Genomic DNA, 26,218 nt, shown 5'->3' with positions numbered 1-26,218 from the left:
AGCTATATTCCTGTGTAGTTATACGGACTGATCCGCGATAATTCTTCTTTTATTTCATCCGATACATGGAGCTGGGCTATGAAATGGGCCATGGTATTCCGTGTAATTTTCTCATTTTTCCGGGTTAACTCTTTCAGCGCTTCATAGGGTTTTGGGAATCCCTCTCTTCGTAAAACTGTCTGAATCGCTTCGGCGACTACAGCCCAGTTGTCTTCCAGGTCCTGTTCGATTGCCGGAATATTGATTTCAAGTTTGCCCAATCCTTTTTCCAGTGATCGCAATGCAATCAGGCTGTGCCCCAGTGGTACGCCAATGTTTCTTAGAACTGTAGAGTCTGTCAGATCTCTCTGAAGTCTCGAAATGGGGAGCTTTGCCGACAAATGCTCGAAAAGTGCGTTGGCAATACCCAGATTACCTTCAGCATTCTCAAAATCAATCGGGTTTACCTTATGTGGCATAGCCGAAGATCCTACTTCACCTTTACGGATCTTCTGGTTAAAGTAATGCATGGAAATATACTGCCAGATGTCTCTTGAGAAATCAATAAAGATGGTATTGATCCTTTTCAAAGCATCGAACAGTGCCGCAAGATGATCGTAATGTTCAATTTGTGTAGTGGGCTGACTTCTTTTCAATCCCAGAATTTCCTCAACAAAGCGGTTTCCGAATAATTTCCAGTCTGTTTTGGGATAGGCCACATGATGCGCATTAAAATTGCCGGTAGCACCTCCGAATTTAGCGGCGAAAGGGATAGCCTTCAACTGACTGATCTGCTCTTGTAACCGTACGGCAAAAACTTCTATCTCCTTGCCCATTCGGGTAGGCGAAGCCGGCTGACCGTGTGTTCGGGCCAGCATGGGGACATCCTTCCATTCTTTTGACAGCGTTTGTAATGTTGCTACCTGTGCTTCAAGAAGTGGCATAACGACTTCTTCCATTGCGGCCTTTAAGGACAGGGGAATGGCTGTGTTATTAATGTCCTGGGACGTAAGTCCGAAATGAATGAACTCCTTCTGTTCAGAAAGCCCAAGGTCATCAAACTTTTCTTTGATGAAATATTCAACAGCTTTTACATCATGATTAGTCGTTTTTTCTATCTCCTTGATCTGTGCGGCATCTTCAGATGAAAATTCAACATAAATATTTCTCAATGAATCAAAAACTGACTGATCAACCGATGCCAGCTGGGGTATTCCTGCATTAACAAGCGCGATGAAGTATTCAATTTCAACCTGAACTCTGTATCGGATCAGACCAAATTCTGAAAAGTATTGAATTAAATCCGATGTTTGTTTCCGGTACCTTCCATCGATCGGAGAGATGGCATTTAATGCAGCGTTATCCATAATTTCAATTATAAGTTGCAAAAATACCAAATTAGACCAGACTGAACGATAAATTCACCGGTTAAAAGTATTCCATCAGTCTTTGCCGAAAGTGAGCTGAACATTGAATGGATACACGAATACTTGCTACCTTTGCAGAAGAATTAAAAGGGTTGTTGAATCCGTTTATTACCATGAACCTACGGCTGATTTAATTGTTCTTTTAACAGGCCAATGGTGAACGCTGCCGCCGGCATCATTAATTTGAAAATTTACTGTGATTAAAAATTGAATTATGGCATTTAACTTTTTCAAAAAGAAAAGCGAAAAAAAAGAAGAAACTAAGACAGGGAAATACAGGGAACTGCGGGTAAGGGAAATCATTAAGGAAACCCGGGACGCCATATCGATTGTCTTTGAAAAAGCGGAAGGCTTGCCGTATAAATCAGGTCAATTCCTTACGCTAATACTTGATATCAATGGCAAGGAAGTTCGACGGGCTTATTCCCTGTGTTCTTCGCCGGATGTGGATGAATATATGGCTGTAACGGTAAAGCGTGTTGATAATGGACTGGTTTCCAACTGGCTGAACGATAACCTTCATGCAGGTGATGCCATTCGCGTGATGGCTCCTATGGGGTCATTTACAACCGAATATGATTCGGATAATAAACGGCACCTGATCCTTTTTGCTGGAGGAAGCGGGATTACCCCGATGATGTCGATCGTTAAATCTATGCTCAAACTGGAACCCAACAGCATCACTTCGCTGATTTACTGCAATCGAAATATCGACAGTATAATTTTCAAAGATCAACTGGACAAACTGCAGACTGATAACCAGGGAAGATTACATGTGATCCATATTCTTGATGATGCGCCTATGAACTGGCAGGGTCATTCGGGTCTTTTGAACCATGATATGCTCGTGAAAATATTTGAGCGGATTCCGGACTGGGGCATTGAACACACGACATACCTGATGTGCGGACCGGAAGGAATGATGAAAAATGTTCAGAACCTGTTGAAGGAACATGATATCCCCGAGACTAATATTTACAAGGAAAGCTTCGTTACAGGAACGATTGATAAGGAGCTTAAGTCTCCCGAAACTGCTGCCACGGCAGATACTATTCAGGAACGGGAAGTGACGGTTATTTACGACGGGGAGGAGCACAAGTTTACTGTGAAACCCGGAGATACCATTCTCGAGACCGCGCTGGATCTGGGTATTGACCTGCCTTATTCCTGCCAGAGTGGATTATGCACAGCTTGTCGTGGAAAGTGTAAATCCGGAAAAGTAAAGCTTGATGAGGAGGAAGGACTTTCAGAGTCTGAATTGGCCGAAGGATATGTCCTCACTTGTGTGGGACATCCGTTAACAGATGATGTTGTAATTGAGATAGGATAGAAATGAGTGAACAAACAGTACAAGTACCCGCAAGGCCTGAACGAAAATTTTTACCGGAAAACTTCAAAGTTGAATCCTGGGAAGGCCTGAAGCCCTATTTCGATGATTTGTTGAATCGGGATATTTCCGATAAATCGGAACTTCGAAAATGGTTGCAGGACAGGAGTGAACTTGAATCTGTTATTTCTGAGGATGCCGGATGGAGGTATATCCGGATGACTCGTTTTACCGACAATGAGGAATACAATAAATCATATATCGATTTTGTTCAAAATATTCAGCCTCATATCGCACCGTATTCCGACAGTTTGAATAAGAAAGTCGTTGACAGTCCGTTCGTCGCAGAACTCGAAGCCCAGCCCGGGTTTGATATAATGCTGCGGGAGATCCGTAAGGATATCGAGATATTCCGGGAAGAAAACATACCATTATTCACCGAAATACAGACACTTACGCAGAAATATGGCCAGATATCAGGTGCCATGACCGTGGATGTGGATGGGAAGGAATTGACATTACAGCAAGCGGGAGTAATGTTGCAGGAAACAGACCGTGACTTACGGGAGCGTATCTATTTTAAAATTGCCGGACGCCGGATAGAAGACAAGGACAAACTGGATGACCTTTTCAATCAGCTCATTGGATTGCGGACCCAGGTAGCCAGAAATTCCGGGTTTGATAACTTCAGGGATTACATGTTCAGGGCAATGGGCCGGTTCGATTACTCACCTGAAGATTGCTTTAATTTTCACGATTCGGTGAAGGATGAAATAGTGCCGATGCTTTCCGCCCTGGCGCAGAAGAGGAAGGAAAAATTGGGTCTGGATGAGCTTAAACCGTGGGACAAGGCGGTGGATCCTGAAAATCTGCCTCCGCTCAAACCTTTTAAAGACAGTAAAGAACTAACTGAAAAAACGATCCGCGCATTCAGTAATCTGGATCCCTTCCTGGGTGAATGTCTCAGAATAATGCGGGAAATGGGGCATTTAGATCTGGAATCGCGCAAGGGCAAGGCGCCCGGTGGATATAATTATCCGCTTTCAGAGATTGGTGTGCCTTTTATTTTCATGAATGCTACCTCCACCTTGCGTGACCTGGTTACTCTGTTGCACGAAGGAGGTCATGCTGTTCATTCATTTCTGACGCGTGACCTGGAGCTGACAGACTTCAAACATACACCTTCCGAGGTAGCTGAACTTGCATCCATGAGTATGGAGTTAATCAGCATGGATCAATGGCATTTATTCTTTGAGAATGAAAATGATTTGAAGAGGGCCAAACAGGAGCACCTGGAACAGATCATCGAAACATTGCCATGGGTTGCCACCATCGATAAATTTCAGCATTGGATCTATGAAAATCCGGGTCACGATGTAGCGGAACGCACAACGGCCTGGAATGCGATTTTTGCTGATTTTACAGATACCGTAACCAGCTGGGAAGGGCAAGAAAAATTCAGGGATAACCTGTGGCAGAAGCAACTACATTTATATGAGGTGCCTTTTTACTACATCGAATATGGAATGGCCCAGTTAGGGGCCGTTGCGGTATGGAAAAATTTCCGGGAGAACCCGGAGAAAGGCCTCGCCGGTTATCTGAATGCCCTCAAGTTGGGCTATACAAAGTCTATCCCGGATGTGTATGCGGCGGCTGATATCCGATTTGATTTCAGCAGGAACTACATCAGGGAATTAATGAGCTTTGTAAGGGAGGAACTGGATAAACTCTAGGGGCGTACAAATTCCTCAAATATAATGTCATATTCGACTGCATTCGTGGATACACGAAGGTTGGCGGTAATTTTCCATATACCCTGGGAATTCATCACACCCGATAGTGTGCCGGCCAGCACAGGATAATATCCCGGATCTGCGCAATAGCAAAATCTTCCGAAAAGAACAGTCGCATCTGAGAGTTCCTGATCCGTGAATTTGAATGATTCTGCTTCCTCCGGAACTTCAAAAACCAGGATTTCGGTGAGTTCATCATCGATGATTTCTCTGGAATCATCATACGTGTAGGTGCGCTTAAAGACCAGTTTTTCACCCTCGATTATATCGATAAACAATCCATGGAATGTGATCGCTGTAATTTTGATGGAAGAATTTGGCAATACTTCCATGGAACATTTCCCGTTGGGGCAAAAAGGATCATTTTCCTCTTCATTACATCCAAAGAAGAGTAATATCAGAGAGAAAAGGATATATCGGATCTTCATCTTGCGGGTGTTTGTTGAAAGACCCGCAATTCTTCCTTGCCGTTGGAACTACCCGCTGTAACCCAGCAATTGTAACATGCCGTCGCTATTTTGTTCGGCAGCAAACAGACGTGTGGTAAACTCGCCATTTTTGTCCTTGTCGACCAGCACATGTTGTGGTGCAGGAATCAGGCAATGCTGAATACCTCCATATCCGCCCAGTGATTCCTGGTAAGCCCCGGTATGGAAGAAGCCGATATAGAGTTTGTCTTTCTTGTTTTTCGGATCAAGCATGGGAAGAAAAACCTCGCTGCTGTGTGATTCGGAATTATAGTAATCCTGGCTGTCACATGTGAGTCCGCCGAGGTTGACCTTATGATAAATATCATCCCACTTATTCACCGCAAGCATGATATATTTTTGGCTTAAGCCCCAGACATCAGGCAGGTGGGTGATAAATGATCCATCGATCATATACCATAATTCCTTGTCGTTCTGCAGTTTCTGATCCATTATCGAATAAAGGGCCGCGCCGCTTTCACCGACGGTAAAACTTCCGAATTCCGTGAAAATGTTGGGAACCGGAACATTATTCTTACCGCAAATCCATTTAACATTCTCAACAATCTGCTCGGCCATATATTTATAGTCGAATTCAAATTGCATCGAGGTTTTGATGGGAAATCCTCCACCGATATCAATCGTATCGAGTTCAGGACATTCTTTTTTCAATTCACAGTATTTAAAAATGAACCTGCTTAGTTCACTCCAGTAGTAGGCCGTATCCCGAATCCCCGTGTTGATGAAAAAATGGAGCAGTTTCAGTTTTGCTTTCTTGCTTGGTTTTATCTGTTCACGATAAAGGGTATTCACGTCACTGTATCGAATACCCAGGCGGGAGGTGTAGAATTCGAAATTGGGTTCTTCGTCGGCTGCGATACGGATGCCTACCTTATAGGATTTTTTAACATGTTCCTCGTAATGGCTCAATTCATTCAGATTATCCAGTACCGGTATGGTATTTTTAAATCCGTCATTCAGCAGTTCACTGATGTATTCCCGGTACAACGGTCTTTTGAATCCATTACACACAATGAAGAGGTCCTTATCGATCTTGCCAGCCTCATGAAGTTTCCGGATTATCGGAATGTCATAGGAAGAAGAGGTTTCTATGTGTGCACCGTGTTTCAAAGCCTCTTCAAGTACAAAACTGAAATGTGAGGATTTGGTACAGTAGCAATAGGTATAGCTTCCACTGTAATTATGTTTTTTTATGGCGTTATTGAATATTCTACGCGCATACTTAATGTTTTCGCCAATTTTGGGAAGATAGGTGAGTTTTAGCGGGGTGCCGTACTTTTCAATAATCGGCATCAGCGGGACTTCATTGAATAATAATTCGTTTTTTTCAACCCTGAATTCCTCTTGTGGGAATTCGAAGGTCTGTTCTATGAGGTCAATGTATTTTTTCACCTATAAAGTATAATTAATTTTTTTGCAATTGTACGCATAATATCAGATAAGATAAAAGGAATAAACTCATATCGAAAATCACATCCTGCTTTTTAATCAGGTATGCCATCCTTACCTTTGCAGCCTATCAAGTCTGAGCTATGATCAAAGTATATGTTAATGATGAGACTTCCCTCTTAAAAGCGGTAGTTTTAGGTACTGCGGAAAGCTTTGGCGGGACACCAAAACTGGAGGAAGCCTATGACCCAAAAACCAGGGAACATATTTTGAATGATTCATTTCCGCTCGAAGCCGATTTGCGGTCAGAATTGACTGAATTTGAAACAGTATTAAAAAAATACGGAGTTACAGTATACAGGCCACAGATCATAGAGAACTGTAACCAGGTATTTTCACGGGATATCGGGTTTGTAATTGAAGATAAATTTATCATTCCAAATATTCTGAAACACCGCCGGAAAGAGATCGATGGAATCGATTATATCGTGGATCAGATTGATCCTGACCATTTGTTGGAGGTGCCAGATGAAGTTCGTATTGAGGGAGGGGACGTAATGCCCTGGAAGGACCATATTTTTGTCGGTTATTCGAAATCCCCGGATTTTGAAAAATATGTTGTGGCGCGGACCAATGAGAAGGGTGTCCAATTCCTGAAGGAATCATTTCCTGCCAAGAAGGTTATGGCGTTCGAATTAAAGAAGTCCGACACAGACCCGCGGGACAATGCGTTACACCTGGATTGTTGCTTTCAGCCCATTGGCAGAGATTCAGCGATTATCTATAAGGGTGGATTTAAAAATCCTGATGATTATGAATTCCTTGTGGAATTTTTTGGACGCCAAAATCTTATAGAGATTACCCGGGAGGAAATGTATTTTATGAATTCAAATGTATTTTCCATTGCACCCGACGTTATTGTTTCGGAAAAAGGCTTTACCCGGTTAAATGGCATTTTACGAGAGCGGGGGTTTATTGTTGAAGAGATAAACTTTGCTGAAATATCAAAGATGGAGGGTCTGCTGCGATGTGCCACACTTCCACTTTTGCGAACCTTTTAAATTTACTTCAGATGCCTAAGTTTATTACCGATACAATCCTCATGGTTAGGCCGGTGAATTTTCATTTTAATGAACAAACCGCTGTTAATAACTATTATCAAAAGGTGCTGGATGACCTGGATCCGGCTGAAGTACAACAACGGGCACAGACTGAATTTGATAATTTTGTGGCCATTTTACGTAAAAATGGTGTGCGTGTCATAGTTATTGAAGATACACCCTATCCTGAAACTCCTGATTCAATCTTTCCGAACAACTGGGTTTCATTTCACGCTGACGGTCGTGTCGGGCTATATCCGATGTTTGCTGAGAACAGGCGGAAAGAACGACGAGCAGATATGTTTGATAAGCTGGGTACTGAATATTCGTTGAAGGTTACTGATAAAATCGACCTGACACGATTTGAGGACGATGGGAAATACCTCGAAGGAACCGGCAGCATGGTCTTCGACAGGGAAAACCGAATTGCATATGCTGCGTTGTCTGAACGGACTGATATTGATGTGCTCGAAGAGTTTTGCAGGTCGTTCGATTATAAGGCAGTCACATTTACCGCGTATCAGAGTGTGGGCCAAAACCGTCTGCCTATTTATCACACCAATGTAATGATGTGTGTAGGGGATACATTTGCGGTGGTTTGTGCTGATTGCATAGATGACCCTGATGAAAAATTGAAGGTAATAGAAGTCCTTGAACAAACAGGAAAGGAAATTATTTATATTACGGAGGACCAGGTACAGCAATTTGCCGGGAATATGCTTCAAGTACGTTCATATGATACTCCTGAAAATAAATATTTGGTGATGTCTGAAGCGGCATATCAATCACTTACTGAGAAACAACTCAATCAGTTGCAGGCACATTGCGAAATTATTTACAGTTCGCTGGATACGATTGAAGCTCTTGGCGGCGGGAGTGCCCGTTGCATGATGGCTGAAGTATTCCTCCCTGCAAGCAAAACCATTAAAACATAAAAAATGCACAAGTCAATTTCTGAATTCATCGAACACCACTATCTTCATTTCAATGCAGCTGCATTGGTTGACGCCGCCCGTGGTTATAAAAAACACCTCTCAGAAAATAAGAAAATGCTCATCTCCCTGGCGGGCGCCATGAGTACAGCTGAACTGGGAAAATCACTGGCCGAAATGATTCGTCAGGATAAGGTTCATATCATCAGTTGCACCGGAGCCAACCTGGAAGAGGATGTAATGAATCTGGTTGCCCATAATCATTACAAGAGGGTTCCCAACTACCGGGATCTCACACCTCAGGAAGAGTGGGATCTGCTCGAACAGGGACTGAATCGCGTGACCGATACCTGTATTCCGGAAGAGGAGGCCTTCAGAAGAATACAAAAACACATTTTTAAGATTTGGAAGGATGCGGAAGACAATGGTGAGCGCTTGTTCCCCCATGAGTATCTGTTTCGCTTACTGAACTCGGGTGTGATGCAGGAATACTATGAAATAGACCCGTCCAACAGCTGGATGATTGCAGCTGCCAAAAAGAATTTACCAATGGTGGTTCCAGGGTGGGAAGATTCAACACTTGGAAATATATTCGCTTCCTATTGTTTAAAAGGAGAATTGAAGCCGTCAACGATGAAATCTGGCATTGAATACATGACCTTCCTGGCCGACTGGTATACTGCTTCTGCCGGGGATGAAGGAGTGGGATTTTTCCAGATCGGAGGAGGTATTGCAGGAGATTTCCCCATTTGCGTTGTTCCTATGCTATATCAGGACATGGAACGTCACGATACGCCTTTCTGGAGTTATTTTTGTCAGATCTCTGATTCAACCACCAGTTATGGTTCCTATTCCGGTGCTGTTCCTAATGAGAAAATAACCTGGGGAAAGCTGGGCATAGATACTCCAAAATATATCGTTGAATCGGATGCGACTATCGTGGCACCCTTGATATTCGCCTACATACTGGGCTGGTAATTATGATCGAAAATAAAAATGAAAGTACCCAACATCTGCTTGTAACCCGGAATCTGACAATCCGGGATTATGATCGTATTGCTGAAATCATGGCGGTCTCCTATCATTTAATGCATGATGTCTGGAGTAAATCACAGATTAAGAAATTACTGAAATTATTCCCTGAAGGACAGATAGGTGTTGAGGATCATGGTGAGATCGTAGCATTTGCCTTGTCATTGGTAGTGGATTACAAAAAATTCGGCGATAACCATACGTTTCAGAAAATCACGGGTAATGAAACCTTTGACACACATAACCCCAACGGGGATGTTCTGTATGCGATAGAAGTTTGCGTTGATCCTGAGTACCGTGGTATGCGTCTGGGACGGCGGCTATACGACGCACGGAAGGAACTTTGTGAACAGCTGAATCTGCGATCGATCATTGCGGGTGGACGGATGCCAAACTATCACAAATACAGTGATGACCTGAAACCAAAGGATTATATACAGAAAGTAAGAACCAAAGAAATCTATGATCCGGTGCTTTATTTCCAGATCAGCAATGATTTCCATGTCAAGAAAATTCTCCACAACTACCTGCCGGGTGATAAGGCTTCCCGTAATTATGCGGTGCTGGTAGAGTGGAATAATATTTATTATGAAGAGTCGGAAGATCCTATCCGCGTTCGTAAGAGTTATGCCCGGATCGGTGTGGTTCAATGGCAATTACGTGCAGTTCGGTCGGTTGAGTCTTTCTTCGATAACGTTGAGTTTTTTGTGGATGCGGTAAGCGGGTATAAAGCGGATTTCCTTGTTTTCCCGGAATTATTCAATGCCCCGCTCATGGCTGAGTTCAATGAAAGTGATACCGCACAGGCGATCCGGAAGCTTGCAAATTATACCGAACAGATCCGTGAGAAGATCGTGGAATTCGCCGTTAGCTACAACATAAACATAATCGCTGGAAGCATGCCGGTTTATGAGAATGAACGGCTTTACAATGTGGCCTATCTTTGCCGAAGGGACGGTACATTCGAGGCTCAGTATAAAATTCACCCCACACCGGCGGAACGGGGCGACTGGGGTATGTCGGGAGGTGATAAGATCCATGTTTTTGACACGGATGTGGCGAAAATTGGCATTCTCATTTGTTACGATGTGGAATTTCCCGAACTCAGCAGAATTATGGCAGAAAAAGGGATGGAAATACTTATTGTCCCCTTTGCCACCGATATGCAGAACGGCTACCAGCGCGTGCGTGTTTGTTCCCAGGCCAGGGCTATTGAAAATGAGTGTTATGTAGCAATTTCGGGAAGTGTGGGTAACCTGCCTAAAGTGAAAAATATGGATATTCAGTTTGGGCAGTCGGCGGTTTTTTCACCATCTGATTTTGCTTTTCCTCAGAACGCGGTGGTTGCCGAGGGCACTCCGAATACAGAAAATACGATCATAGCCGATGTAGATCTGGATGATTTGCGGGAACTTCATATGCATGGAAGTGTTCGAAACCTGCTGGATCGCCGCAAGGATCTGTATGAAGTAAAACTGAAGAAAAAAGAATGCTTGAAGAACAACTGATCAAAGATATCATTCGCGCATTTGGTGCCTGCTTTGATGCTGAAATTGCAGAAGGTGATGTAACGTTGCAACCAACCAGAAAGGATTTCGAAGGTTCGCATACTCTTGTTTGTTTCCCCTTTTCAAGGATTTCAAAAAAAGGACCGGAACAAACTGCCGAACAACTGGGGGAGTGGCTGGCCGCTAACTCACCACTGGTTCGTGACTTCAACGTTGTTAAAGGATTTTTGAATTTGTCGCTCCATGACTCAGCCTGGATCAGTGTGATTGGCAGTATACACGCCAATGCACAATATGGGTTCAGTACAGCGCGTGGAGAGGAAGTGATGATAGAATATTCATCACCAAATACAAACAAGCCGCTGCACCTGGGGCACCTGAGAAATAATTTCCTCGGCTGGTCGGTCGCGGAAATACTGAAAGCCAACGGTTATACAGTGCACAAAGTCCAGATCATTAATGACCGGGGTATACACATTTGTAAATCGATGGTTGCCTGGAAACGTTTTGGAGAAGGAGCAACACCCGATTCTACCGGAAAGAAAGGTGATAAGCTGGTAGGCGACTATTATGTGAAATTCGATAAAGAATATAAAAAGGAGATCGCTTCACTGATTGATCAGGGCAAGTCACAGGAGGAGGCTGAAAAATCGGCTCCCATCATGCTGGAGGCCCAGGACATGTTGCGTAAGTGGGAGCAGAAGGATCCGGAGGTTTATGCCTTGTGGGAACAAATGAATCAATGGGTTTATACAGGATTCAATGCCACATATAAACGAATGGGTGTGGATTTTGACAAGCTCTACTATGAGTCCGAAACATTTCTGCTCGGGAAAGAGGAAGTATTGAAAGGACTTGAACAGGGAATCTTCTATCAAAAAGAAGATAATTCTGTTTGGGTGGATTTGAGCGAGGATGGACTGGATCAAAAATTATTGCTTCGGGCCGATGGCACATCGGTTTATATGACCCAGGACATTGGTACGGCGATACTCAGATATCGTGAATTCCCCGATATTATCAGGCAGATCTATACGGTTGGCAATGAGCAGGAATATCACTTTAAAGTCCTGTTTCTGATCCTGGATAAGCTCGGTTATTCGTGGGCAAAAGAATGCTATCACCTCAGCTATGGAATGGTGGATCTTCCAACCGGTAAAATGAAATCACGCGAGGGGACCGTGGTAGATGCAGATGATCTGATGGAGGAAATGGTTGAAACAGCCGGTCAGCATACCCAGGAGCTTGGAAAAATTGAGGGTTTTACCAATGCCCAGGCTCGAGAGTTATATGAGACACTCGGACTGGGCGCGTTGAAATACTTCCTGTTGAAGGTTGATCCAAGGAAACGTATGTTATTCGACCCTAATGAGTCCATCCAGTTTCAGGGCAATACCGCACCGTTCATTCAATATACTCATGCACGAATCTGTGCTATCCTCCGAAAGGCGGAACAACTTGAAATTGGATTTGATAACATCGACTCAGATACCAGTCTGCTGGAAGTTGAAACATATCTTATTCAACTTGTAAGTCAGTATCCCATAAAGGTGAGCGAGGCAGGTGAAAATTATGCCCCTGATATCATTGCCAATTATGTTTATGACCTGGCCAAGGAATATAACCGGTTCTATCAGGAGATACCGATTTTTGCGGAAGAGGATACGAATAAACTGAAGATACGGGTGCTCATTTCATCGGAAATTGCCCGGGTTATCCGGCTTGGAATGAGCCTGCTGGGAATTCATGTACCAGAACGAATGTGATATGGCAGTTTCTCCCTGGATAACCGCATTTCGTCTACGCACATTGCCGCTCGCACTTTCGAGTATCGGCATGGGTTCCTTTCTGGCTGCCGGAGACGGTCATTTTCAATGGCCCGTCTTCGTCCTTTGTGCGCTAACAACCATCTTGCTTCAGATTCTTTCCAACCTGGCCAATGACTACGGAGATTCGGTACATGGCGCAGATCACGGCGAACGGACTGGTCCCAGTCGCATGGTACAATCCGGTGTGATCTCCCTGGCGCAAATGAAAACCGCCATGGGTATCTTTGTCGCATTCGCTCTCATTTGCGGGATATCATTGCTTTATGTTGCCTTTGGGTGGAATCCTGAGGCCCTTTTGTTTTTCTTCGGACTGGGATTATTATCCATTCTTGCAGCTGTCGCCTACACTGCCGGCAGAAAGCCTTATGGATATATGGGATTGGGTGACCTGTCGGTTTTATTATTTTTTGGATTGGTAGGGGTTCTGGGATCCTATTATCTCTATACTCAGCAATTCATTTCAGCCTACCTTCTGCCCGCTTATTCCTGTGGCGTATTTGCCGTGGCAGTGCTGAATGTGAATAATATCCGGGATATCGAATCTGACCGTAAAGCCGGCAAATATTCCATTCCTGTTCGAATCGGACGTGAAAAAGCAGTCAGATATCACTGGTTTCTGCTTGTGAGCGGAATGGCTGCCTCGGTCGTATTTGTATTACTGAATTACCAGGATGTCTGGCAGTGGTTGTTTGTAGTATCATTTCCGGTGATCATCCGAAATGGGATTGCTGTTAAAAATGCACGCACAAGTGCAGCCCTTGATCCGTATCTGAAGCAAATGGCGCTGAGCACACTGTTATTTGTTCTTACCTTTGGCGCTGGAATAATCCTATCAAATTCCTGAAAGGAAAGGCTGAATGCCTTCGAGAAAACGGACTGTTTACAAGTTCAAATAACTGACAAATCTCAGGCCCTGTAAGGGGCTTTTTTCATACATTTACTACAGGTTAATGGTTAGTTTGTAGCAAACAGAGAAAAAAGCAATGAAACATATACTCGTACCCACAGATTTTAGCACTCAGGCGGGATACGCCGTGGATTTAGGTGCATATCTTGCCCGAAAGCTTAACGCCGAATTAACATTTCTTCACGTAGTGGTAGATGGTACCCTGCCCACTGTTCATTATACCGGTGAAGTGGCCTTACCAGATATGCAGGATCGCCTGTTTGTGCTGAAATTGATTGAAAAAGGAAAGGAAGAGCTTGCTGAAATTCTGAAAAGGCCTGACATGAAGGACCTTAAGGTGAATACTGAATTACACGTTGGCGATATTTATTATGGAGTGAAGGATATCATTTCACAGAAGAATATCGATCTGGTGGTAATGGGCACCAAGGGCTCGAGCGGGTTCGAGGAATTTATCATTGGTTCCAATGCAGAGAGGGTCGTACGCCATGCGAAGTGTCCTGTACTTACGATCCATGAGCCCATGAAGGCATTGAAGATCGAGAGAATCGTTTACGCAAACTCACTCGAGAAACCTGAACATTCTTGCGCAAGCGTTTTGAAAGATATTCAGGAAGCTTTTAACGCTACGATCCATCTTGTCAGGGTAAATACACCGAATAATTTTAAGGCTGATCATGACTCCTTGCCATTACTGGAAAAGATTGCAGAGAACTCCTCCCTGAGAAATTTTGAATTGCATGTGTACAACGATGCCACTGAAGAAGCAGGAATCCTCAATTTTGCCGAACAGATCGATGCAGACATGATAGCCATGGCAACACATGGCAGAACGGGTTTAGCGCACTTATTAACCGGCAGCCTGGCAGAATCGGTTGTGAATCACACTCACCGTCCTGTTCTGACCTATGTGGATAAGGATATTTAAAGTATTTCGCCGGTAACCTTTAGATACATCGTCGCTTTGATACGGAACGAAACCGGCTTACCGGTTATGTAGGAGTGGAATTGAACAATAATTCCCTCGTCTGCAATGAAGTTATCCGCGATCACCTGCGACTCCTCGTCGGTAAACCGAAGAATATAGTCTTCACCCTGTTCGCTAAATTCATAAAGGGAAATGTCCGGAACATTAACGGCGGGTAATAATTCATTTCGATCCAGATCCATCAGCAAAAGCTGGTTAGACCGGAGTTCGATGTCCATATCTCCTACGTATTCGGAAATGGAAAAGACCAGTGAATCAACGTCAAAATCTGATATCCGTTCCTCGAATTCTGCGATTTCGGGATTGGTCGCTGTACTCAGTATCCGTTCACCGGTAATTTCGTTCGGCATTGCTTCCAGAACCACGGCAACAAGACTATCACTGATGCTGGTGGATCTGGTTGCTGATATGAATTTTGTTTCATCACAGGATGAAATTGCAACTAAGCCGACAACTAAAAATAATAACAGTGATCTCATATACTCTTTATTCGCTTTTTAAGGAACGGGTAACCTGAAATGATCTGTATGTGAATATTGCCAAAACCGGCATTAAATCCTAGTTTAGTCAGACATGATCACACAAGATTTCCTGGAGACTGAGTCACTCACCATTTACCGATCCTCTGCGGGCTCGGGTAAAACATATACGTTAACGCGGGAATATATTCTGCTGGCATTATCAGCCCGAGATCGCTATGCCTACAGGAAGATCCTGGCGGTGACGTTTACCAATAAGGCGATGAAGGAGATGAAAGATCGGATCATCGCGAAGCTTGACCAGTTTTCCAGGGGTGATCTGGAGGATACTATGGCGAAGGAACTTCAGCGCCAACTGGATTGGTCTCCGAAGGAGTTTCAGGAACGCTGCGCAGCGCTGCTATCTGAAGTCCTGCATCACTACAGTCATTTTGCCATTACCACTATCGATGCCTTCTTTCAGCAGATCATTCGCAGCTTTGCGCGGGAGCTTCATATTGCTGGTGGGTACCGGCTTGAACTGGAACAGGATCTGGTTTACCGGGAGGTGATTCGTGACCTGATGGAAGAGGTTGATTCGAACAAACACATCCGCAGCTGGCTGGCAGAATTTAGTTTTTCCAAACTGGAGTATGCAAAGGCGTGGGAAGTGGAGAGAGAACTGCTGGCATTTCTCAAGGAGCTGGATCAGGAGTCATTTCGTTCCATCGAAAATGAAATTAAAACGTATGAAGATTCAAGGTTTGAACAGCTTCGTGAAATTGCTGCCGGGAAAGTCAGGGGATTTGAAGATAAGCTCCAGCAGCTGGGTCAGAGGGCTGTAAGCACCATTCATGCTTGCGGACTGGAACAGCATGATTTCATGCGGGCAAGCGCAGCAAATTTCCTGTTTAATCTTTCTGCCCGAAATTATGATGAGAAGAAACTAACCAAAACCTTCCGAACCTGTGCCTCCGGTGAAGGAAGTTGGTTTTCCAAAGCTAATACCAAGATACTGGCTGGTGAAATAGCCACCCTGGATGCATCAGCTTTTCAGGAAATTGCATACCAGGTGCTAACCTTCTGGGATGACCACATTTTTGAATATAAAACCGCAAAGGCAGTATATAAAAATATTTATCTCTTTGCGCTGGCAAGGGATCTGCTCCGAAAACTGGATACTAATAAAAAAGAGCACGATATTCTCTTTATATCCGATGCAACCCGACTTATTCGAAAACTTGTCAAGGAGACGGATGCGCCCTTTATTTATGAAAAGGTAGGCTCCTTTTTTGAAAACTATCTTATTGATGAGTTCCAGGATACGTCCAGGTTTCAATGGGACAGCTTTCGTCCACTCATAGAAAACAGCCTGTCTGAAGGCAAGACGAACCTTATCGTGGGAGATGTAAAACAATCTATATACCGGTGGAGGGGAGGAGATCTGGAATTACTGCAAACCGAAGTGGAGAACACCTTCCAAAGATTTGGTCCGCGTGTCCTGAACCTGGCTACCAATTATCGAAGCCGCAAGAATATCGTCGACTTCAATAATGCGGTTTTTTCAGAGATTCCGGCAGTATTAAAAAAGTCTTTTGAAAAACTCACTGAAGATCCGGTATATGATATTGAATTGAGATTACGGGACATTTTCAGTGACGTTAAGCAAAACTTTGCTGGCAAAGCATCGGATCCGGAAGGCTACGTAGAGGGTAGGTTTCTGGATAATGATACGTATGATGAAATGGTGTTTCCGCAGATTGTGGAAGTGCTTAAAAATCTTCAGGACCGGAAGGTTCCTTTGAAAGAAACGGCAATCCTGGTACGGCGTAACAAGGATGGGAAAAAGATCGCGGAGTATCTCATGCAATACCATGAAGAGGGATATTCATTTGATGTGGTTTCCAATGAGACCCTTCATCTGTCGGCCTCCACCGCAGTGAGCTGTTTAATTGCTGCGCTTCGTTATATAAATAATGCAGAAGATGATTTAACCCGTGCGGCACTTCTGCATTTTTACAGACAGCTGAATTCTTCGGGATCGGAGAGGCATGTTTTTCAACAGGATGAAATGGAGCAGAAGTTGCTTTTGCACATCGCCGCACTAAAGCGCCTCCCGCTTTTCTCCATGGTTGAAAATTTGATAAGCATTCTTGGGTTGCAGGATTCCAGGGGTCATTTTCCCTATTTACAGACATTTCAGGACCATGTCCTTTCATATATGAAAAGGGAGAAAGGGGATGTTCAGGGTTTTATTGATTTCTGGGATGACAAGCTTCATAAAGAAAGCATTCGAATTGCCGATGACCTTGACGCCATCCGCATAATGACCATTCACAAGGCTAAGGGGCTTGAATTTCATTCTGTGCTGCTTCCTTTTTTGAACTGGGATTTGAATAATGACAAGGGCGTTAACTGGTTCATATATGAGACGGATCCTACCGGTCCGACACGTGTGCCGGTTAATTTCTCCAGCGGGCTGAAGGATACAGCCTTTGCTGGTGAATTCAGAGAAGAATCGTATAAGAACTACCTGGATAGTCTGAATATGTTGTATGTGGCTTTTACACGCTCGGCACACGACCTCTGGTTTATGGCAAAGAGAGGCGATTGGGACTCAAGAATTTCAAAGGTAGTGGAAGAACTTTTGCTGAATCCTTCTTTCCCGCTTCCCATACAGCGGGAGGAAGATATTATTAGTTATGGCAATCCTGATTTTGTTTATGCCGGAGCGCCAGGGACACCCTTCCCGGAGATAGAAATTGATCATTATTCATTCTTTGACTGGCAGAAAAAAACGAGGTTAAAACCTGTTCCGGAGCGAATTCGTAATGAGCAGCAGCAGATTTCCATTTCCATTGGAATTCTCGTGCATGATATTCTTTCAAGGGTTAAATATTTGGATGATGTTTCCGGGGTACTTACCGAAACACGTTTTGCTGAAGGTCTGACTGATCAGCAGTTTGAAGGGCTCCGGTCGCGACTTAAGGAAGCTTTCAGAACGCCTGAAGTGCGACAGTGGTTTGATAATTCCTGGGAAGTAAGAAATGAACAGGCTATTTTTTCGAATGGTCAGGAATTCAGGCCTGACAGGGTAATACACCGGCAGGGCCATACCATGGTGATCGATTATAAAACCGGAATCCCCAAATCAGCGGATATGGAACAAATGAAGACTTACCTCTCGCTTGTAAAGGAACTATATACCGGTAAGGTGGAGGGAAGAATTTTATACCTGGAAGATTTAAATATAATTCAAGTACAATGAAGGGGTTTTTATACCAGGTTGCGGAAGAATTGATCCGGGAACATGGCGACGATATGAGTCGTGTAACAGTGGTATTTCCAAACCAGCGTGCCGGATTGTATTTGCGCCAGATTTTAAGAACCAGGGCAGAACGACCTGTTTGGGCCCCGTCCATCATTTCTTTTCGGGAGCTTGTTCAACGTGAATCAAACCTGGTTGTTCCGGATGCGCTTTTTCTCACCTTTGAGTTGTATAAGGTTTATCATAAAATTATTCCCACAGGCGAAGCCTTTGAGGATTTTTACTTCTGGGGGCAGATGTTGCTCCGTGATTTTGATGAGATTGATAAATACCTCGTTCCTGCTCAGAATATCTATAAAGATTTGAGCCGCCAGAAAGAGCTTGATATGGCGTTTGATTTTCTCAGTGAAGAACAGAAAGCGCTTATTCAGTCATTCTGGCGTGGATTTGATGGTGATCGATCTGAGTCACAGGAACAATTTCTTAAAATATGGAACCGGCTGAATGATGTATATGACGCATTCACAGCGCGTCTCAAGGAAGATGGTTATTGCTATGAGGGCAGTATGTACAGACAGCTTGCAGAAAACGTGGAGACTCATAGTTGGAGACAACCGGGTGATATTTTGTGGTTTGCAGGCTTCAATGCCCTCACGTTTGCGGAAGAGAAGATTGTCAAGCACCTGCTCGGGCGTCCGACAACACGAATTTTCTGGGATGTAGACGAATATTACGTTAACGACAAACGTCAGGAAGCCGGACGATTTATCCGTGCTTTCCGGCATGACAGGCAATTGAAACATACCATTCCTGAAGTGCTGCCTGCCATGATCGGTGCAGGTGATCAGGAGGTTCAAATTATCGGCGTGCCTCAATATGTCGGACAGGCCAAACTTTGCAGCAGTTTGCTTCAAAAGACACTGGAGCAAAACCCGGAACTTGATCAACGCCGCATAGCGGTCGTACTTGCTGATGAAACATTATTGCTGCCCGTATTGCATTCGCTGCCCGAATCTGTACAGACCATTAATATCACCATGGGTTTTCCGCTGATCTATGCTCCACTGAGCGGATTTATCGAACTCATTTCTGAATTACATCTGCTGGCCCGCAAACAGGACGGGGAAATCAAATTTCATTACCGTCAGATTCTGGCAATTGAAAATCATCCGATGATGACTGATCACCTGCCGGCAGAACGGCCCTGGAAAAATGAACATGAGCAACGGCTTTACTGGAATATTCCCAGCCTTGCAATCACTCCGCTTTACAGAAAGATTTTCGCGGATACCGATGGAGACTTCGTTTCCTACCTGATATCCATCCTGGAGGAATTATCGGTGATCTCTGCAGAACAGATATCAAACTCACATATTCATTATTTTCTGAAGCACCTGAACCGCTACCGGGAAATGATGGATTATAAAATCGGTGTTGACACCTTCAGGCGTCTTTTCAGGCAACTTGTGCGCATGGATAAAATACCCTTTACGGGCGAGCCCCTGGAGGGATTGCAGATCATGGGAGTTCTTGAAACCAGAAACCTGGATTTCGATCATATATTCGTGCTGGGCATGAATGAAGAATCATTTCCCGCAGGAAAGAACAAGCATTCCTATATTCCATACAATCTGCGGAAGGCCTATGATTTGCCTCATTTTGATCAGCAGGACGCCATTTATGCATATTTGTTTTACAGGCTTCTTCATAATGCGGGTAAGGCCATATTCATTTACAATACGGAAGGGGATGATCTGGGTGGTGAAGAAATGAGCAGGTTTCTCAAGCAACTGATATACGAGCGGCCAATGAAAGTAAGTAATATTCTACTTCGCAGTAAGGCCAATGCCGGGCGAACATCGCCCATCATGGTGCCCCAGGATGAGGAAACATTGGGCCGATTGAGCAGATATACAGGGCGGGATACAAACAAGAGACTCGCTCCCAGTGCGATGAATACGTACCTTGACTGCAGTTTAAAATTTTTCTTCAGGTATGTTGCCAGGCTTTATGAATCCGATGAGCTTGAGGATAATGTGGATGCCCGAACGCTTGGTTCGCTGATACATGAGGGTATCGAATTTCTTTACACTCCGTATTTAGGAAAAGAAGTATCCCCTGAGGACGTTAAAAAACTCAAACCCAGGATCAAGGATGCCGTAATTGCCGGTTTCCGTAAACGATATAAGATTGAAGATGGTGAGCAGTATGAGCCGGAAGGAAAAAATATCATTGCAGCCAGCGTCGCTGAGAAATTTCTGCTAAGAATCCTTGATAAGGATGAAGCCTATGCTCCGTTCAAGGTACTGGGTCTTGAAAAAAAGGTGGAGGGAAGGCGATTGCTGAAGGATGGCATTGAGGTTTATGTTGGGGGTACGGTAGACCGGATTGACATGAAGGATGGTCTGATCCGCATTGTGGATTTCAAGACAGGTTCGGATTCATCGGAGTTCGATGGATTGGATAGTCTTTTTCAGGAAAAAAGGAATAAGGCCGCATTTCAGACAATGTTTTATGCCGTGTTGTATTTGTCAGAGGCCGATACCGACAAGGTTATTCCTGCGGTCTATAACCGAGATGTGCTCTTCCAGGATGCAGACCCCCTTTTCTATGATAAGAAGCTCAAATCGCGCGTAACAAGCCTTTCCGCGTATCGGCAATATGAGCAGGAGCTGGACCAGTTGCTCGGGAAAATCTTTTCTCCTTCCGCTGTGTATGTACAAACGGAGAATTCAAAAATATGTGAATATTGCCCCTATAATATGATCTGTCAGCGCGTCTGATCAGGTGCCAAATAAAATTCCGATAGAAATCTCGAGCCCAGTGTAATCTATTTTTGCATCTTTCCAGTCGATCGGTCGCGTTTCCAGTGGCCCGCTCATCGTTCCTCCTATATAGCTTCCAGTCATTTCAAAGGGCGCATCCCCGATGAAATAGTTAGCCTCCAGTGATACTCCCCACTGATTGGAAACATAGAAAACGAACTCTGTTCCAAAGAAGAAACCCAGTCCAATTCCATGTTTGCCATCCACATCTGAATCGGCCACATCCCATGATTCGTACTTTCGAATGGCCTTGTCCAGGTTGCCATTATTGATTTTGTTGGCGAAACCATAGAAAGCGAAGCCGCCTCCTTTGATGCGGAATTCTGTCGATTGCCCAACCAGCTGCAACACCAGTTCAAGGGGAACCATAATAGTAAAATTAGGACCTACGATCGCATCATTTGTTTCGATATTTTCAATATCCTTAACGTTCATTCCGGACATCCGGTAAAGTGAGAATCCCGTCTGAATAGCCATATATCTGTTCAGGTCGACGCCCACTCCACGCAGTGAAAACGGACTTATGGGGGTGGAAAAGTATCCGTTCTTCGGGATGAAATATGAAAAGGACAAACCTACTTCCTGTGCGCGGGATTTGTATGATGTTGCAGCTGCAATGAGAGTTGTCAGAAGAAAAATGGAGAGGAAACGTTTCATAATTTTATGAAAGGTTAGTGAAAAATTGACATAGCATACTAACTTAACGATTCAAGCTAAACAAACATACATATCATGGTATCAAAACAAAGGCTCTGGCTACTGTTATTTACATTCATTTCTTACATAGCCATGAATGGCTGTACTTCGAAGGAAAACCCCGTGACCGCCGATATGGTGATCAGCGGAGGTACAATCTACACAATGGATCAGACCAATCCGGTGGTGGAAGGAGTGGCAATTGCCAACAAGCGAATTATATATGCAGGACCGGCAGCCGGACTGGAGCAATATATTACTGAAAACACCAGGCAGGTTAACCTGAACGGGAAAACCATGACGCCCGGATGGGTGGAAGGACATGGTCACTTCATGGGAATGGGGTATAACAAGCTGGATCTGGATCTGATGGATGTGAGAAGCTACCAGGAAATGGTGGATCGCGTGAAGGAAGCGGTTGACAAGGCACAGCCCGGAGAATGGATCGTCGGACGGGGATGGCATCAGAGCAAGTGGAATATGCCAGCTGAAGAAATGATCAAAGGGTTCCCTACGAATGACGGATTAAATGAAGTATCTCCGGATAATCCGGTGGTACTGAGGCATGCCTCAGGTCATGCCCTGATCGCTAATGACAAAGCCATGGAAATTGCGGGTGTACTGCCAATGAGTACGGAGAGTATGCAGAACATGGAAATGGAAGGTGGTGAGATCATTCGTGATGAACTGGGTAATCCAACAGGAATCTTTAATGAGCGTGCAATGGGGCTTTTAGCCAAGAACACACCGGAAAATACCCCTGAACGTCAGGCAAAAGCGTTCGCACTGGCGGTCCAAAACAGTTGGGAGAATGGAATAACGGCGTTTCATGATGCAGGAGTTGGACGGGAGACCATTGAATTGTACCGCAGTTATGAAGCGAAGGATTCACTGGGTGTGCGGCTGTATGTGATGGTTACAGGATTTGAGCCTGATTATGTAGAGGAGTGGTTTCAGCGGGGCCCAAAAATTGATACTACAGGGTGGCTTAATATTCGTTCAGTTAAGCTTAATTGTGACGGTGCGTTAGGCTCTCGTGGAGCCTGGTTGCTCGAACCTTATACGGATCGTGCCGGACATTACGGTCATGAGACACTTCCCATGTCTGTCGTTAAGGACATGGCCGAAAAAGGCTTGAAATATGGCTTTCAGATTTGTTCCCATGCAATTGGTGACCGTGCCAATCAGGAAATTCTGGACCGTTACGAAGCAGCTTTCGTGGCAAATCCTGGTGCTGCAGCAGATCACCGCTACCGTATTGAACATGCCCAGCATTTACATCCGGAAGATATTCCAAGATTTGGTGAATTGGGCGTGATACCTGCCATGCAGGCGATTCATATGGCTTCAGACAGGCCATGGGCAATTGACCGTCTTGGAGAGAAACGTATTGTGGAAGGTGCCTATGTGTGGCAGAAACTTCTTCAGTCGGGTGCGAGGATTGTAAACGGCACAGACGTACCGGTTGAACCAATAAATCCCATTGCTTCATTCTATGCAAGTGTGGCTAGAAAAACCCTTGAAGGAACACCGGAGGAAGGGTATGAGCCGGATCAAAGGATGAGTCGGGAGGAGGCATTACGCTCCTATACCCTCGATGCCGCTTATGGTGCATTTATGGAAGATCTTACGGGTTCTATAGAAGTAGGTAAGCTGGCCGATTTTACCGTGCTGGATCAGGATATTATGACGGTTCCTGAAAGCGACATTTTGAATATAAACGTGGCAATGACGATCATTGACGGACGTATTGTATATGAAAAATAACTGGTCACATATTCGAACACCTACGCTCCTGATCGACGAAAAACGGGTTCGAAGGAATATCCACAGGATGGTTACAAAAGCTGCCCGGGCGGGTAAGGTATTCAGGCCTCACTTTAAAACTCATCAGTCCCGGGCGATTGGGGAATGGTTTCGGGATGAGGGTGTATCCCATATTACCGTTTCTTCCGTTGGCATGGCAGAATATTTCGCATCCAATGGTTGGAATAACATTACCATTGCATTTCCATGCAACCTGAGGCAGATCGATCGTATCGATGAGCTGGCCTCAAAAATTGATATTTCGATCCTGGTGGATAGCGAAGACGTCGCTGAACAGATCAGTAAACTCGTTAATCACAAATTGAGGGTATTTGTCGAGATTGATACGGGAAGCGAAAGAACGGGGATCAGGTATGATAATCCTGAAGCGATTATGCGCCTGTATGCGCTGATCGAGGAGTCTGAATTTCTTGAATTTGCCGGCATTTATTCACATGCCGGACATACGTATGCCTGCCGTAGCAGGGAAGAAGTGAAAAAAACCGCCAACGAGGCCATTGACCGTCTCGAGCAGGTAGCGGCGGTTTTCGAGAAAAAGATCGGCGTGTGCTATGGTGATACTCCGGGATGTACTGTGCTGGATGATTTTGGGGATATTATCACCGATTTGAGTCCGGGTAATTTCGTTTTTTATGATATGATGCAGGTCCATATTGGTGTCTGCGAAGTTGATGATATCGGAGTGGTTCTATGCTGTCCGGTTGTCACTGAAAAGACCATTGAGCCGGTGGTTACGTTGTATGGCGGTGCCGTCCATTTTTCAAAGGAACAGCTCGACGATAAATCCTTCGGAAAGGTCGCCATGCTGAACCCTTCCGGATGGGAGGATTCGGTTGTGGGCAGCCTGGAACGAATTTCACAGGAGCATGGGATGGTCAGACTGGATGGCGTAACAGCCAAAGCGGGGGATGTTTTGGCAATTTTACCGGTGCATTCATGCCTTACAGCTGAATGCATGGCAAAATACCTGACACTTAATGGTGTCTACCTTGATCATTACCAAAAAAGCCGGTGAAGCACCGGCCTTCTTTTATTTCAGAAATTTCTGTGTTTTCTTCTTCAGATGATCCCGATCGGAGGTGATCGCCGGGTCGCTGAAAATTTTACTTGAAAGCTCTGCGATTACGCCCTTCTTGTATCCAAGTCGCTCGGCAATATCCTGGCAGAAAGCTATTTCACTTTTAAATACCTGTCCGTCCACTTTCATCAGTTGCACCACGTGATACAAATGTTCAAATTTCTGATCGCTACTGAGCGTGCTGAGATCTCCAATCGGCTTTGCCGGATTACCCAGCATTTGGTCAACTTCTTCCCTGGACAGGCCATTTGACTGTCCGATCATGTGGATCAGTCGGGCTTCCTTCTCAGCCACCTGATTATCACTGGCTGCCAGCTGTATCAATACATTAAGTCTTTCTTGTACCATGATTAAAAAATGATTGCGTTTTTCAAAGCTTAAATGTATTTAAAAATCCGGCACGGAACTGGTCAAAATACCGCCGAATTATTACACTTGTAGTTATTTCAACATTTGATGAACCACTGATGCAACCCTTGATGTCTTGTTTTGTCTTTGGATTGAATATTAATTTTAAAAGCATGAAAACCAAGTATACCTTATTCTTATTCGTAGCCGCACTGTTTCTGGCATCCGGCACAGTATTTTCGCAGCAATCCCAGGAACGAAATGTCGGTTCTTTCAGTGAAATTAAAGTAGGCGAAGCCATTGATCTTTACCTGATACCAGGGTCTGAAGACAAGCTTAGAATTGAAATCGAGGATGGCCGGTTTGATGATGTTGAGACGAAAGTATCGGGCGGCACATTGAAAATTGGTATGCGCCCTGGTAATTACCGGCATACCGTTAAAGTATATGCTACCTATCGAAAACTTGATGGTATTACGGCTACCAGCGCCAGCAATGTTTATACCGAAGGTGTTCTGCGTACGAACAGACTTAATATTTCAATATCAAGTGCCGCATCTGCCGAAATGGAAGTGGAAGCTGAGTTGCTCCAGATTAGCGTAAGCAGCTCAGGAGATCTTGAAATTAGTGGCAAAGCACAAAATGCCAATATTGATGTGTCCAGTGCAGGTGATGTAGATGCGTATGACCTTATCCTTGATGCGGTTCAGGTGCAGGCAAGCAGTGCAGGCGATGCCAAGGTCTTTGCCAAAAATTCGATCCAGGCTCATGCCAGCAGCGGAGGTTCCGTGAAATATCGCGGCAACCCCACAAGGTCACAGACGGATAGCAGCAGCGGAGGCTCCGTCAGAAAATCAGGAGATTAAAACAGGCCCTGGCAGATAATGTCAGGGTTATTTTTTTCGTCTAGAGCGAAGGCGCTCTTCCTGTTGATTTAATTCAAAATTCAATAACGCTACGTGAAAATGCCTGAAATAATCATCGGCAACAGCGTGAGCGGATGTATCAAACTGTGATAC

The 26,218-nt window shown here is 44.5% G+C and carries 20 protein-coding genes; 14 read left to right on the top strand and 6 right to left on the bottom strand.

All coding sequences use genetic code 11. From position 1 onward, the window contains the following. Nucleotides 1–2: 2 nt before the first annotated feature. On the bottom strand, nt 3–1,346 hold the full coding sequence (gene purB / locus LDX50_RS16505; protein ID WP_225698409.1) for an adenylosuccinate lyase: 1,344 nt from the start codon (nt 1,344–1,346) through the stop codon (nt 3–5). Between the two features lie 274 nt (nt 1,347–1,620). Here purB and LDX50_RS16500 point away from each other — a divergent pair, with 274 nt between their 5' ends. Both LDX50_RS16500 and LDX50_RS16495 read left to right on the top strand, forming a co-directional pair. After that, a complete protein-coding gene (locus LDX50_RS16500) occupies nt 1,621–2,736 on the top strand; it encodes a ferredoxin--NADP reductase (RefSeq protein ID WP_225698408.1) in 1,116 nt (371 codons plus the stop codon). A gap of 2 nt (nt 2,737–2,738) precedes the next feature. Continuing rightward, the gene (locus LDX50_RS16495; protein ID WP_225698407.1) at nt 2,739–4,466 is read left to right on the top strand and encodes a M3 family oligoendopeptidase; all 1,728 of its coding nucleotides are present in this window, start codon (nt 2,739–2,741) and stop codon (nt 4,464–4,466) included. On the opposite strand, the gene LDX50_RS16490 is transcribed toward LDX50_RS16495, so the two are convergent. Then, on the bottom strand, nt 4,463–4,954 hold the full coding sequence (locus tag LDX50_RS16490; protein WP_225698406.1) for a hypothetical protein: 492 nt from the start codon (nt 4,952–4,954) through the stop codon (nt 4,463–4,465). The genes LDX50_RS16495 and LDX50_RS16490 overlap by 4 nt on opposite strands. A 48-nt stretch (nt 4,955–5,002) precedes the next feature. Next, nucleotides 5,003–6,406: a type III PLP-dependent enzyme domain-containing protein gene (locus tag LDX50_RS16485; RefSeq protein WP_225698405.1), complete on the bottom strand. Its 1,404-nt coding sequence runs from the start codon at nt 6,404–6,406 to the stop codon at nt 5,003–5,005. Between the two features lie 140 nt (nt 6,407–6,546). Between LDX50_RS16485 and LDX50_RS16480 the strand changes: the two genes are divergently transcribed. The 7 genes from LDX50_RS16480 (at nt 6,547) to LDX50_RS16450 (ending at nt 14,639) form a co-directional block, all read left to right on the top strand. Beyond that, complete coding sequence (locus LDX50_RS16480; RefSeq protein ID WP_225698404.1) at nt 6,547–7,464, top strand: dimethylarginine dimethylaminohydrolase family protein; 918 nt, start codon at nt 6,547–6,549, stop codon at nt 7,462–7,464. An 11-nt stretch (nt 7,465–7,475) separates the two neighbouring features. After that, nucleotides 7,476–8,438, top strand: coding sequence for a citrulline utilization hydrolase CtlX (ctlX, locus tag LDX50_RS16475; protein WP_225698403.1), 963 nt, complete (start codon nt 7,476–7,478; stop codon nt 8,436–8,438). A gap of 3 nt (nt 8,439–8,441) precedes the next feature. After that, on the top strand, nt 8,442–9,413 hold the full coding sequence (locus LDX50_RS16470) for a deoxyhypusine synthase family protein (RefSeq protein ID WP_225698402.1): 972 nt from the start codon (nt 8,442–8,444) through the stop codon (nt 9,411–9,413). Between the two features lie 2 nt (nt 9,414–9,415). Continuing rightward, nucleotides 9,416–10,975 (top strand): bifunctional GNAT family N-acetyltransferase/carbon-nitrogen hydrolase family protein, encoded by a 1,560-nt coding sequence (locus tag LDX50_RS16465; RefSeq protein ID WP_225698401.1) that lies wholly within the window; start codon nt 9,416–9,418, stop codon nt 10,973–10,975. Further along, the gene (argS, locus tag LDX50_RS16460) at nt 10,957–12,741 is read left to right on the top strand and encodes an arginine--tRNA ligase (protein ID WP_225698400.1); all 1,785 of its coding nucleotides are present in this window, start codon (nt 10,957–10,959) and stop codon (nt 12,739–12,741) included. The genes LDX50_RS16465 and argS overlap by 19 nt, the downstream gene beginning before the upstream one ends. Further along, complete coding sequence (locus LDX50_RS16455) at nt 12,722–13,648, top strand: 1,4-dihydroxy-2-naphthoate polyprenyltransferase (protein ID WP_225698399.1); 927 nt, start codon at nt 12,722–12,724, stop codon at nt 13,646–13,648. Before argS ends, LDX50_RS16455 begins: the two co-directional genes overlap by 20 nt. A 139-nt stretch (nt 13,649–13,787) precedes the next feature. Continuing rightward, the gene (locus tag LDX50_RS16450; protein WP_225698398.1) at nt 13,788–14,639 is read left to right on the top strand and encodes a universal stress protein; all 852 of its coding nucleotides are present in this window, start codon (nt 13,788–13,790) and stop codon (nt 14,637–14,639) included. Here LDX50_RS16450 and LDX50_RS16445 read toward each other — a convergent pair. Continuing rightward, nucleotides 14,636–15,178, bottom strand: a complete 543-nt coding sequence (locus LDX50_RS16445; RefSeq protein ID WP_225698397.1) for a hypothetical protein — start codon at nt 15,176–15,178, stop codon at nt 14,636–14,638. The genes LDX50_RS16450 and LDX50_RS16445 overlap by 4 nt on opposite strands. Nucleotides 15,179–15,272: 94 nt before the next feature. On the opposite strand from LDX50_RS16445, the gene LDX50_RS16440 reads away from it, so the two are divergent. Then, nucleotides 15,273–18,425, top strand: coding sequence for a UvrD-helicase domain-containing protein (locus LDX50_RS16440; RefSeq protein ID WP_225698396.1), 3,153 nt, complete (start codon nt 15,273–15,275; stop codon nt 18,423–18,425). Continuing rightward, nucleotides 18,422–21,208 carry a PD-(D/E)XK nuclease family protein gene (locus LDX50_RS16435; protein ID WP_225698395.1) on the top strand — a complete coding sequence of 929 codons (2,787 nt, stop codon included), beginning with the start codon at nt 18,422–18,424 and terminating at the stop codon, nt 21,206–21,208. The genes LDX50_RS16440 and LDX50_RS16435 overlap by 4 nt, the downstream gene beginning before the upstream one ends. Here LDX50_RS16435 and LDX50_RS16430 read toward each other — a convergent pair whose 3' ends face one another. After that, complete coding sequence (locus LDX50_RS16430; RefSeq protein WP_225698394.1) at nt 21,209–21,907, bottom strand: hypothetical protein; 699 nt, start codon at nt 21,905–21,907, stop codon at nt 21,209–21,211. It lies immediately after the preceding gene. 75 nt (nt 21,908–21,982) lie between these two features. On the opposite strand from LDX50_RS16430, the gene LDX50_RS16425 reads away from it, so the two are divergent. Together LDX50_RS16425 and LDX50_RS16420 are read left to right on the top strand one after the other, a co-directional pair. Further along, complete coding sequence (locus LDX50_RS16425) at nt 21,983–23,713, top strand: amidohydrolase (protein WP_225698393.1); 1,731 nt, start codon at nt 21,983–21,985, stop codon at nt 23,711–23,713. Further along, nucleotides 23,703–24,788: an alanine racemase gene (locus LDX50_RS16420; protein WP_225698392.1), complete on the top strand. Its 1,086-nt coding sequence runs from the start codon at nt 23,703–23,705 to the stop codon at nt 24,786–24,788. Before LDX50_RS16425 ends, LDX50_RS16420 begins: the two co-directional genes overlap by 11 nt. 15 nt (nt 24,789–24,803) lie before the next feature. Here the strand turns inward: LDX50_RS16420 and LDX50_RS16415 are convergent, their stop codons facing one another. Further along, nucleotides 24,804–25,199 (bottom strand): tellurite resistance TerB family protein, encoded by a 396-nt coding sequence (locus LDX50_RS16415; protein ID WP_225698391.1) that lies wholly within the window; start codon nt 25,197–25,199, stop codon nt 24,804–24,806. A 173-nt stretch (nt 25,200–25,372) separates the two neighbouring features. On the opposite strand from LDX50_RS16415, the gene LDX50_RS16410 reads away from it, so the two are divergent. Continuing rightward, a complete protein-coding gene (locus LDX50_RS16410; RefSeq protein ID WP_225698390.1) occupies nt 25,373–26,065 on the top strand; it encodes a head GIN domain-containing protein in 693 nt (230 codons plus the stop codon). Nucleotides 26,066–26,218: the final 153 nt, after the last annotated feature.

This window comes from Fulvivirga sedimenti (genome assembly GCF_020328055.1).
The sequence above is the reverse complement of the archived record's forward strand: the minus strand, read 5'-3'. Positions and strand labels throughout refer to the sequence as shown.

Bases quoted from the DNA above. Each gene is read 5' to 3' on its own strand.
- LDX50_RS16480 (WP_225698404.1), top strand. From the start codon at position 6,547: ATGATCAAAGTATATGTTAATGATGAGACTTCCCTCTTAAAAGCGGTA.
- LDX50_RS16445 (WP_225698397.1), bottom strand. From the start codon at position 15,178: ATGAGATCACTGTTATTATTTTTAGTTGTCGGCTTAGTTGCAATTTCA.
- LDX50_RS16410 (WP_225698390.1), top strand. From the start codon at position 25,373: ATGAAAACCAAGTATACCTTATTCTTATTCGTAGCCGCACTGTTTCTG.
- purB (WP_225698409.1), bottom strand. From the start codon at position 1,346: ATGGATAACGCTGCATTAAATGCCATCTCTCCGATCGATGGAAGGTAC.
- LDX50_RS16415 (WP_225698391.1), bottom strand. From the start codon at position 25,199: ATGGTACAAGAAAGACTTAATGTATTGATACAGCTGGCAGCCAGTGAT.
- LDX50_RS16425 (WP_225698393.1), top strand. From the start codon at position 21,983: ATGGTATCAAAACAAAGGCTCTGGCTACTGTTATTTACATTCATTTCT.
- LDX50_RS16420 (WP_225698392.1), top strand. From the start codon at position 23,703: ATGAAAAATAACTGGTCACATATTCGAACACCTACGCTCCTGATCGAC.
- LDX50_RS16435 (WP_225698395.1), top strand. From the start codon at position 18,422: ATGAAGGGGTTTTTATACCAGGTTGCGGAAGAATTGATCCGGGAACAT.
- LDX50_RS16450 (WP_225698398.1), top strand. From the start codon at position 13,788: ATGAAACATATACTCGTACCCACAGATTTTAGCACTCAGGCGGGATAC.
- LDX50_RS16440 (WP_225698396.1), top strand. From the start codon at position 15,273: ATGATCACACAAGATTTCCTGGAGACTGAGTCACTCACCATTTACCGA.
- argS (WP_225698400.1), top strand. From the start codon at position 10,957: ATGCTTGAAGAACAACTGATCAAAGATATCATTCGCGCATTTGGTGCC.
- LDX50_RS16470 (WP_225698402.1), top strand. From the start codon at position 8,442: ATGCACAAGTCAATTTCTGAATTCATCGAACACCACTATCTTCATTTC.
- LDX50_RS16455 (WP_225698399.1), top strand. From the start codon at position 12,722: ATGTACCAGAACGAATGTGATATGGCAGTTTCTCCCTGGATAACCGCA.
- LDX50_RS16465 (WP_225698401.1), top strand. From the start codon at position 9,416: ATGATCGAAAATAAAAATGAAAGTACCCAACATCTGCTTGTAACCCGG.
- ctlX (WP_225698403.1), top strand. From the start codon at position 7,476: ATGCCTAAGTTTATTACCGATACAATCCTCATGGTTAGGCCGGTGAAT.
- LDX50_RS16430 (WP_225698394.1), bottom strand. From the start codon at position 21,907: ATGAAACGTTTCCTCTCCATTTTTCTTCTGACAACTCTCATTGCAGCT.
- LDX50_RS16500 (WP_225698408.1), top strand. From the start codon at position 1,621: ATGGCATTTAACTTTTTCAAAAAGAAAAGCGAAAAAAAAGAAGAAACT.
- LDX50_RS16495 (WP_225698407.1), top strand. From the start codon at position 2,739: ATGAGTGAACAAACAGTACAAGTACCCGCAAGGCCTGAACGAAAATTT.
- LDX50_RS16490 (WP_225698406.1), bottom strand. From the start codon at position 4,954: ATGAAGATCCGATATATCCTTTTCTCTCTGATATTACTCTTCTTTGGA.